10 protein-coding genes and 1 pseudogene are annotated in these 10,517 nt (G+C 33.8%); 4 read left to right on the top strand and 7 right to left on the bottom strand.

Translation table 11 applies throughout. The features are described from left to right. The 4 genes and pseudogenes from AVL50_RS33330 to AVL50_RS10105 all read left to right on the top strand — a co-directional run. Positions 1-238 (top strand): annotated as a pseudogene (locus AVL50_RS33330) (hypothetical protein); the annotation flags it as partial. Then, on the top strand, positions 231-707 hold the full coding sequence (locus AVL50_RS10115) for a hypothetical protein (RefSeq protein WP_062616383.1): 477 nt from the start codon (positions 231-233) through the stop codon (positions 705-707). The pseudogene AVL50_RS33330 and the gene AVL50_RS10115, both read left to right, overlap by 8 nt. A gap of 2 nt (positions 708-709) precedes the next feature. After that, positions 710-1,660: a hypothetical protein gene (locus AVL50_RS10110; RefSeq protein ID WP_062616382.1), complete on the top strand. Its 951-nt coding sequence runs from the start codon at positions 710-712 to the stop codon at positions 1,658-1,660. A 19-nt stretch (positions 1,661-1,679) separates the two neighbouring features. After that, positions 1,680-4,430: a fibronectin type III domain-containing protein gene (locus AVL50_RS10105; protein ID WP_062616381.1), complete on the top strand. Its 2,751-nt coding sequence runs from the start codon at positions 1,680-1,682 to the stop codon at positions 4,428-4,430. 26 nt (positions 4,431-4,456) lie between these two features. Here AVL50_RS10105 and AVL50_RS10100 read toward each other — a convergent pair whose 3' ends face one another. The 7 genes from AVL50_RS10100 to AVL50_RS10065 all read right to left on the bottom strand — a co-directional run bounded on the left by AVL50_RS10100 (position 4,457) and on the right by AVL50_RS10065 (position 10,295). Beyond that, positions 4,457-4,906 carry a hypothetical protein gene (locus AVL50_RS10100; protein WP_062616380.1) on the bottom strand — a complete coding sequence of 150 codons (450 nt, stop codon included), beginning with the start codon at positions 4,904-4,906 and terminating at the stop codon, positions 4,457-4,459. A 93-nt stretch (positions 4,907-4,999) separates the two neighbouring features. Beyond that, positions 5,000-5,392, bottom strand: coding sequence for a hypothetical protein (locus tag AVL50_RS10095; RefSeq protein ID WP_062616379.1), 393 nt, complete (start codon positions 5,390-5,392; stop codon positions 5,000-5,002). Between the two features lie 33 nt (positions 5,393-5,425). Next, positions 5,426-5,857, bottom strand: a complete 432-nt coding sequence (locus AVL50_RS10090) for a hypothetical protein (RefSeq protein WP_157491254.1) — start codon at positions 5,855-5,857, stop codon at positions 5,426-5,428. 342 nt (positions 5,858-6,199) lie between these two features. Beyond that, positions 6,200-7,582 (bottom strand): nuclear transport factor 2 family protein, encoded by a 1,383-nt coding sequence (locus tag AVL50_RS33615; protein WP_253764271.1) that lies wholly within the window; start codon positions 7,580-7,582, stop codon positions 6,200-6,202. Between the two features lie 89 nt (positions 7,583-7,671). Then, complete coding sequence (locus AVL50_RS10080) at positions 7,672-8,205, bottom strand: hypothetical protein (RefSeq protein WP_062616377.1); 534 nt, start codon at positions 8,203-8,205, stop codon at positions 7,672-7,674. Positions 8,206-8,340: 135 nt separating this feature from the next. Next, complete coding sequence (locus AVL50_RS10075; protein WP_062616376.1) at positions 8,341-9,243, bottom strand: AraC family transcriptional regulator; 903 nt, start codon at positions 9,241-9,243, stop codon at positions 8,341-8,343. Positions 9,244-9,788: 545 nt separating this feature from the next. Further along, positions 9,789-10,295: a hypothetical protein gene (locus AVL50_RS10065; RefSeq protein WP_062616374.1), complete on the bottom strand. Its 507-nt coding sequence runs from the start codon at positions 10,293-10,295 to the stop codon at positions 9,789-9,791. Between the last annotated feature and the right edge of the window lie 222 nt (positions 10,296-10,517).

The raw sequence follows: 10,517 nt of genomic DNA, 5'->3' as shown, positions 1-10,517 counted from the left end.
TGTGCAATCTGCTGTTGAAAGTTATATTCAAAACCTGCCCTTCAATGGATCTTTGTTGATTTCTGATCTAGTAGAAAAAGTGAAAGAGGTAGAAGGAGCTGAAGACTTTTATATCACAGTCATGAAGGCAAAGCCTGACATTGGAACGTCTTACGAAGATGTGGAAGCTAGATATTACCCATCGTCGGGTTGGATGGAATTAGATACTTACCAAATAAACGTCATTGCAAATGTTTGAATTAGATTTTAAAATCACAAGTTATCGGACGTTGCCCCCAAAACAACGAAAGAGCAAGTTCATTAATTGGGTGTACTTGTTAGTCCATCATGTGTATACCCTATCAAGAGAATTCTTGATCTTCCGGAATTACGCAAAAGATCAAATTATTTGGGGAAGATCAAAACTGGCTGTGGAAACATTGATTAGAGAACGTTTCAATAATCCTTCAATCAATCTAATTACGCAGATTGTAGAGAAGGTAGAGTTCTTGGTTTTTCCTCCGGAATACAATGCGACTACTCCAATATTAGGTACTCCTGAAACTGCTAAAGCAGTGGTAAGAACGCCCGAAGAAAAGGTTGATTATGAGCAAACGCAATTGATAGTTGAAGTTCCAATTGCTTTACAAAGTCAAGAAAATGCAATTCGTGTTTTCTTGAAAAAATATCTCCATGTAGGAGTCATTTACGAAATCAAATACATATAAAAATGAAAATCCTTAATACACCTTCAAAAGGTCTAGCGGTAAACACGAAAGACTTCGAGCATATGTATAATGCTACAAAAGATGTAGCTGAAGCACTAGCGTCAGTGTTAACCGAAAGTACTGCACCAGTGCGAATCAAAGGAGTAGAATTCACTCAAAATGGAAATAATTTTCAATGTGATGAAGGTTGGTTGTTATGGCAAAATACCTTGTATAAGGTAGATGCCTTCAATGCTTCTGGTGTCGGATCTGAAATCCCTGTCTTCAATCTTCAAACTACAAAATTAACTCATGAGCCTCATGATTTGCTTGAGGGGTATAATAAGGTAGGAACCTTTGATTTTTGTACTGAAGAGAAGTTAGTTCCGACATTTGGAGCTAGAGGTGCAGGTTTGTTTGATTATGATGCTATTATCAAACATCCTGTGAAAAGAAACTCTGATGCCATTGCAGGTTTACAAGGATTGCTTCCGGGAATGATTGTAGATTACAAAGGTTCTCTTACAAATTTCACCGCTTCAGGATTAGGTATTGGAGATTTCATTGGTTACGCCTTGTGTAATGGTCAAAATAATACTCCTGACCTTCGTGGGCGTGTTACAATTGGTATGTCTGACAATGCAGAAGCAGACGGGAATCCCGATGCTAACCTAAGTGAATATTTTAAGATGGGAAATGTTGGAGGATCAAAAGATGTTACATTGACAGTGGATGATATTCCACCATTATCACTTCCTTTTTCAACTACTACTACAGTATCTGGCATCACAGGTGGAGATGATGACAATCATGATAACACAAGTTATTTTGCTGGAGGTGATAAACCTACGGGCGAGCATCCTACTTTTGATATTAATGTCGATGTTTCTGGTAATGCAGTAAAGTCAACTGGAGGTGATGCACACGAAAACAGACCGCCTTATATGGTTGTAGGCAAGTTAATGAAGCTCTAAAAAATACTCACGAAAACACATGAAAAAGAAAGTAATCACAAGCGAAGGAATGAACATTCTTGATGTTGTATTATTCTTAGAAGGAAGTATTGAAGGTTTACCTGCATTCCTTGAAAGAAACCCGCACATCAACCCCAACGGCATAATCAATGCAGGTACGGAAGTAGTTGTTGATACCGACAATCAAGAACGTCCAGAGATTGTGAATTACTTTCAGTCTCGTGATGTTCGTGTGAATACTGGAGATATAGAAATTCCTTCCCCTCCAAGTGGATTGACCGCCGTTCCTACCCCTTCAGAAATCGGATCAATTACATTGAATTGGTCTGATAATAGTCAAGGATTGTATGGGTTTGAAATTTGGCGAAAAAAGAAAGGTGCTTTAGATTTTCTCATAGTTCATGAAAGCGAAGTAGCAGAAACAACTTGGCAAAATGACAGTCTTGATCACGGCACGACATACGAATATCAAGTAAGAGTCAAAGGCTTTGCTGGAGCTGTTGAATTTTCCAATATCGCAGAAGCAACAACGCCCGGTGCAGACCTTGAAATCAGAAATACAAACTCATCAAAATTAGTAGCCACAGGAACGAATTTCGTATGGGATCATAGAGCAGGTATTTCCTACTTATTTGCATTAAGCGGTAAGTCTCAAATCAATTCAATCAGTGCTTGCGATGCCGGTGTTTCGGGTGTAATAGATCTCACTTCTAACGACTGGTTAAACCTCGTTTATATCTGCTTTAAAAACGCATTAAACCCTGATCTTCGCTTGGGCTCTTGGGTGAATCAAACAGGCGTAACTTTAGACGTTGAAAATGCTTTTTATGAGTCGAGTGATTTTGAAAGAATGCTTGCTGAAATAGAGCGTGTCAATGATTTTGATACTGTAATTGCAAACCGTACTTTTAATGCCGGAATTGTGCTTGTGGATTTGGATGGTAATCCGACTTTGCAAGGACGTATTGACGCTCTTACTGCTCTTGGTTGGACAATTAAAATTGTGAATTATAAGTTGCTTAGTGCTACAATTGGGGAGCGTACTTATGTTGATTTTACTGGGAGGGTTACGGCTAATTCGGGGGCTGAGTTGTGGTTTTGTAATGGTAAGAGAGTTGTTGGTAGTGTGCAGTTGGAGAATGGGGATATCATGGAGTTGTATCATAGTGATTTGGATAGTGTTAGTTATATTAATGTGTCTACAATGTCAATAGTAAATTATGATCCATCTATTATTTTATTATCAAGTAATATTCATCTTGACCTAGTCAACAATAATTCTTTAAAGTATGATTCAATCAACGAATTAATACAGATAGTATTTGACTATTTGGAAGATGGTACAATTACGGCAAATGGCTTAAAGCTCAATATGATTAACTGCTTTGAAGATGTTAGTGTTTTTAATCACGCTTTAAACGGTGCAGTAAGTGAGTATGGAATTGAAATTATTATTCCACAAGCAGTGCTATATCAACCAATAGGAGAGAGAGAAGTAATTCCAAGCTGGAAACAGGAATTAGCAAAAGATGAAGAAGATTTAGCTATACAAAATGCTGTAATTGGAAGTAAAAAAATCTTGAATACTGGTAAGTATTATGACATCGAAACTGCGTTTAAATTTTCTCAAAGAAAGATAAATATTACAGCAAATGAAGATAACACCTGGTACTTGTACCTAGGTGATAACAGAAGAGTACTAAACGAGTTAAGTATAATTCACCCTAACGCACAGAACCCACATACTCGATCATCTATATTAGTTTACACAGAAAATAACTTACCATACGATCCTAGTTTAGTGAAATACTGGAGAATGTGTTGGGTTTCAACAACACAAAAGGCGTTAGACAAAATACTAGAATCGGAAAATATTGAAGTTCTAACTATGGCTTCTAACTACGGATTTAATTATGTGGTCGATGAAGATGGAAACAAAATAGACACAATTGACTTATCAAAAGCGTCGGGTTCGATAAAAGAACTGTATTTGGGTGGTAACGGAGGTTTGTCTTCTGATGTAAAAACAGTTACAGGGTTAGTTGGGAAATCTTCATTAGTGAAATTTAGTGGTGGTTTAAGAATGCCAGCTCCAACTACTTTCAATCACGTTGACTTTACTGGATGTTCATCACTAGAAACTCTTTCTTACATTCCTCGTGCTAATTTAAAAGGATGCACGTCTTTAAAGTCTATAACTGCTATGAAATTTGCAGGTCAAAGATATGGTTGGTTGAATATAGAAGATTGTACTTCACTAGAATCTGTAGGTATTTCAAATTCAGCTGCTTTCGTCAACAACTGGTTAGGTGTCGACTATTCTAATTCTTTTAGAATTAATTCATCAAAATTCATCTCGCTAGATTTGTATGCACTCCACAATACTACTAATCAACAAATTGCATTTATGAAGCCATTTTCACCTGACCTAGTTAGGTTTTTTATCTGTTCAACTGGGTTTCAAAATGGTTTGGAAGGTTTAGATTTTAGTGTTATAAATGGAAATAATAACGTGTATATAAATTTCACAGGTTGTATTTTATCGGGTGAGGATAAAAAGAATTACGGAATTTTAAATAGTGAAATGTTACTAATAGTAGATCAACTATCAGTAATACCAAATAATGGTGGTGTAATAACTTGCCTATTTCAAGGTTCGCCTTGGGATTCATCTAAAAGATACATGACACAAGCAACAGTTGATAAAATTATGACACTTGATTCACTACCTAATTTTAATGTAACTGTTAACAATTATAACATAATATAAACGACAAAATAAAATGTACAATTCAATTATTTTGTTGAGTACAAATCGTTTTGCCGTTTATAACCTTCATTCGTTAGCTTATACATTTTATTTTTATACAGTAAATTTAAACGAACATCAATTACTAATGTATCTTTCTTATTGTCAATAATAATCGCGATTGCTTTATATTTATTACCTTCTATTTCCTCACCAAAAAAAGCCTTAGTGTTTAATCTTTTCTTTCTATAAAACTTATAATAGACAGAATCTTTTTGGGGGTAATAATTCTTTTTCTCTTCTAAAGAATCATAATTAAAAGTATAGGTTGGCTCACTCCAATGTTCCATTTCAGATTGCTGATCTAAACTCTCATAAATATCCTTTTCTCCTACCCAGGTATCATAAACAAACCTTGGCCTTATATAAATGTCTTTTTGAGTCGTACAACCAATCGTGCTAAGGCTTAACAGTATAATTAATATAAACTTATTCATAATCTTCAATTGAATCTCTTACATTTGGAATTTTTATTCAGTGTATTCAAGCTCACTGTTTTTATCAAACAAACATTACAAGATGAAAATGTATCAATTGTATGAAACTTCTCCTCTGTCTGATACAATCTCTCTTTTACCTAATATACTATGTACCCAATCATTAAAACCTATGTACCTAAGTTGATAGGATTTAGAAGAAGAATCATTTTTAACAATAAACTTTGAGGAATTAGTTTTTTTGATGATACTATCACCCACAGTAAGTAACCCTTGATCTAGTAAAACAAAAAGACTATCATCATTTTCCGTTATAACGAAATTAATTCCTTTACTATGATTCATTTTTTTTACTACTTCTTCCAAGTCATCATAATATGTTATTTTTCTAAATGATCTATTAAACTCTGTATTAAAATAAGAGATTATAGATATAAAGAGTATAAAAAAGAATAAGCATATGATTTGTAATTGCAGTTTTTTCATTTGAAATGGTAAGTTACTCAATAGGTGAGTTCTTTAAATGTATTCTGATAAGTCAAAAGCTCTGTAAATATACTTTTCATATCCATTAAGAGGAAAACTTGAATTAATTGAGTAGGGTATATAGAGAATCCCCTTATAAAGAATAACAGGTTTATGATACTTGTTTGAAGAGTTTGTATGATAAAATTTTTCCCTGCAAATTTTAAAGATTCTTCGACCATTGTAAATCCCTGCAATTGAAGTATTCTTATACTCAATTTTACCACAATTATTAGGAGATAAATTATAAACACGATCAGTTCCAATAGTATCTCTTTCTTTTTCAGCCAATATCTCCTCTTGTACCAATAAAGGCAATTCTGTAAATCTAATTTCTTTAAATTCTAAGTTTTCTAAATTGATTCCTACTAATCTCTTACATGATAACAAAACCATTATTACAATTACACTAATTAATAAATTCATTTTTAGAGTCATCCGTTATTCAAGTTTGCTTCAAATTATGCAGTCCATACTTCAATAGATCTTTTGTTAAAAACTCACTCTATTTTTTTGATACATTTCTATTGTGAGTTCTAATTCAAAAGAGCTAGAAAAAAATAATATAATTCCAAAGTTAGAACCTAAATTCTAAACCTATAAAAAATTAACTACAAAGTTCGCCTAACTGACTATCCTTTCCACCAAATAAGTGACAAAAGAAAAAAGGTTGACCATTAATATAGTCAACCTTCCAATTATTTTAAAGTCAGATTGTAAAACTCATTCTTTATTTGACGTAAAATTACATTTTGATTTTCAAGGGTATTAAAACTTCCCATTATCATTTTTCCATTCCGATTTTGGTGGGATAGGTTGTATTACATCCCAATGTTCCACTATTTGTCCATTTTCTAATCGGAATAGATCATAATAGGCTACATGATTACCTGGTGCTTTGCCGAATTTTCCTTCGCTCATCGTCAATACGAAATTGCCTTCTGCTAATACTTTATGTACTTTATCATAAACCATCACCATATCATTTTCAGCAAAGTATTTTAGAGCTGCACCTAAACCATCTAATCCATCGGCTACGGCTGAGTTGTGTTGTAGGTACTTTGTGGGGTTGACAAGTGTCGTCAAGTTGTCCATTTTTCCATTCAACAAAACTTCATCCACAAATTGCCAAACTACCTTTTTATTTGCATTTGTTTTTTCTCTGTCTGTAATGTCAGTTGTTCCGTCAAATTGAGTTCTGCCACTTGGATTTGGTGGAGTTACTGCTGCCAGATTATCCCAATGTTCAACAATTTTTCCATCTTCAAATCGAAAAACATCAAAGGCTGCTTTTGGTCCGAAAAAATCATACTCGGTATGTGTAAATACATAATCACCATCCTGAAAAACCCGTACAACATTGGCTTTAAAACCACCTTCTGGTGCATTTTTCATTACCGCTCCAAAACCTGCCAATCCATCACCAACATCTAAATTGTGCTGAATGTATTTTTCGGGATTGATGTACGAAATTGGCGTTTGGTCGCCCGTGTTAAAGCTATTAAGTAGGGCTACTACTTTTTCTTTGTTTGGTGAATCCATATTTAAAAATTTATAACGTCCCATGTCTATAGAATTCTGGTCCATTCTTGACATAAAATCTTTTGAAATTGGTGCTTCCATGAATGGTTGTAACGAAGCATCTGATAGCGCTTTATTTTCCCAATAAACAGCAACTACTTGTTCTCCTGATTCATTCACACCTATCAATCGTTGTAAGAAACCTTTCTGTTTTCTAGTGAAATCTGTTTCCACTTTTTGATTAACAGACTGAAATTGTGCAACATCTGTCCCTTCTTTTACATCAAAGGACATGATTTCAACAAATCGGCTATTTTCCGCATTGAAAGGTTTATCAATTGCATATCTTGACATTTTCATTGTCGGTGCATCGATCATTTGGGTATAATCGGCAACGGAGGTATTCCCCATGAATTTACTCATGGAAGCATCGGCATCAGCTACACTTTTCCAATACACTACTACCACATAATCTCCTTTGTCATCTACACCACTCTGACGGGTAATAAATCCCTTTTGCTTACTTGTAAAGTCGCTTTCCACCTTTGCATCAAGTGCCGCAAAAGTAGTTGGGCTAGCATCAGACTTAATGTTGAAAGTGGTAACTTCCATTATCGTTTTACCTTTCATTGAATTTGAATTTGTAGCAGTTGCACAACTAGAAATATACAGTGACGTTACAAGCAGAAAGAATGATTTTAAAGTGATTTGCATACCATTTAATTTAAAGTGATTGTAAATTTCTGGTCAGGATTAAAGTCATAGCCTTGACTTATCTCCACTACCAATACTTTTTCAGAATCAATTCGGAGCCTTACATTAGGGTTGCTTGAGGTAAAGCCTTTCACATTTTGAGCATTTTCAAAAGTAAGGTAATACCGGTCAAATGTACCCGCTTCAATAATTCTCCAGAATCCTGAAAAAGTGGGGTCATCTTCTGGAGCAATGACATCGAAGGTGATCGTGGTTTCACTGATATTAATATCGTACAAACCGATATAAGCAGGGAATTCAACAGAAGAAGAAAGAGTTGCATCGGCCGCAAAATCTCCGGCATTCATGCCTGAAATTACTGCAAAATCCATCTCGTCATCATATCCGAATGCAGGAGATTGAAAAGTGTTGTTTACATTTACTTTTGAACCCAATGTGATTGGTAATACAGTCACATCATCATCGTCATCACAAGAAGTTAAGGTTGCCAATGAGAAAATGGCACCTAAAAACAAGAAATTTAGTTTTAAAAGTCGCATTGAAATAGAGTTTATATAAAAATTGAAACAGAGTCTTCGGTAAAAATCATGAAACAAAGTTACGGGAAAGAAAAACGATATTGATGATCATAATAATCCTAAAAACTGTCAAAATGGGAAAGTTGTCAATAAAGTCTAATGTGCTTGACGAAATACCTTTGGTGAGCTATTGGTAAATTTTTTAAAGTATTTAAAAAAATTCGTGGCATCGCTAAATCCTGCTATGTAAGCGATTTCCTTGATAGAATGATCGGTGCTAATAAGTAATCTTTTTATTTGCATAATGCACCTTTCATCTATAAAAGATTTGGCAGAGACATTCACTACTTCATTTACAATGTTATTGAGTGTTTTAGTGGAGACACCTAACTTTTCTGAAAAATACTGGACTTTTTTACTTTTGAAACATTCTTCTTCTACCAATTTATGAAAAGCTAGGAATTGGGACATGTATTTTTTTCTTTCAACGAAATACCCTGCTTTATCTTTGATACGAAATAATTTTATAATCAGAACGTGCAAAACACTTCTTGTTATACCAATTGAAAAAACATCCTTAGCGTGATATTCCAATTCCAACTGCTTTACCAAAACCATAAAATCGGAAAACTCATCCTTATTGTTAAATTCTATTTTTGGAAAACTTAGTGATTCATTGAACAGTTGAAACGCTTTCAAGGCTTCCATTTTGTTCAAATGACCAATGATAAATTCTTCGGTAAAAATGAGTAAATACCCCTTCACATTAGTGCTTCTAAAAAATTTTTGGATTTGGTCTTTTCTCACCAAAATCACTGTCCCTTCCTTATAATTATAGTCCGTAAAATCAATGGTATGATAGCCCTCTCCTTCATAGACAAAAAGAATGACATAGAATTTAACAAGGTGATTCTTACAAACATCATGGTCTAAATCCCTCTCTAAAAGATCTTCAATTTTGAGGATATCAAAATAAGAATTGGGGTTTTCTTGGTTGTCGAAGTTTACCTTTGGTAATTTTTTTATCCATTTTTTTGCTTGCAGAGAACGGTTTCGCATATGCTCAGTTTTGGGTAGATAGATAAATGCATTATCAGTTCTAAAACAAAGCCTTTATTAAAGTAGTTCAGCTTAATACAGCAACTACATTGTAAACTAAATTATCGTTTACTTTCAATCAATATTTCTGCTAGCTTTCTAAGGTCTACTTTCAAGCTTCCTTCTTCTTCATTTTTGTCTTGAAACAAAAACGAAGCAAAAAATTCAAGGCTTTGAAGTCAAAAGCTAAATTCCATTCCTTTCGCCTAAATGATTTTAAACTCGCTAAAGCTCAAACAGAAAAATCATTTTTAACGGCTCAATTCATGAAATTCTTAACGCTTTTCCCTTCAATGCCGGGGAAGTACTACCAATCGAATTAGGTAGAAAGCTTACTGGCGCGAATGTTAAGCTGAAACGTCATTCGTGTCCTACAGATCATAAGAAATCTCCTGATTTCTAAATGTCAATAATTTAAAGTACAACGTAGTAAGCAGGAAAATGAATATAAAATAGCTTTCGAAAGAGATAAAAAGCATGTTTAAAAAATATCACCCTTTTATCAATTATAAATGTGGCGCTATCAATGCGTTAAATGTTTGATAAACTGTATTTATTTTATGGTCAGTCTTATTCTCTGATAATGTAAATAACAGTTCTGCTCCTATTGAAGTAAATTTTAGGTATTGATTATTGTAATTATCTCTAACATAGAAAATCTCTGCATTATGAAATGAAATTGTAGACTTGCATTGTGAATAAAATGTGAGGCCCAAACTTTTGTCAATTGGGTTAAAATCCCCATCATACCTACTTTCTTTTACTAATAGCCCATTCTCGTAAATATTAATGATATGATTTTTATTTATATCATCATATTTAACATAAATCACCTTTTCCTGTATTCCAAGAAAAATATAAAAGTATTCAAATTGACTTTTCGAATGTGATAACAATAAGTTATTTATAGTATCAAACTCAGATACATAATTAAATTTATCATTATTATGACTTTGATAATTCACATCACAATCCAGATAAATAAAGGCAAGTATAATGAATAATGCTTTCATCGTTTATTAGTTTTCAATTCTCGCTCTTGTTTGAGTTTATAGCTCATATATTTGTTTTTCGGTATTTTAAATTCACTTCTATATAGTTACCCCACTAGTTCGGACTGTCTAAGTAGAAAAGATAATAATCTTTTTTTGAGAGATTCAGCTTCAAACCTTTTTAAAAACCCATTTTATGATTTGTCAAGGCTGGTCTGTGTTGCGCCTGCGGCAGACCATTCA

Source organism: Flammeovirga sp. SJP92, from assembly GCF_001583495.1.
Classification (GTDB): domain Bacteria; phylum Bacteroidota; class Bacteroidia; order Cytophagales; family Flammeovirgaceae; genus Flammeovirga.
This window is presented reverse-complemented; position numbering and strand designations above follow the sequence as displayed.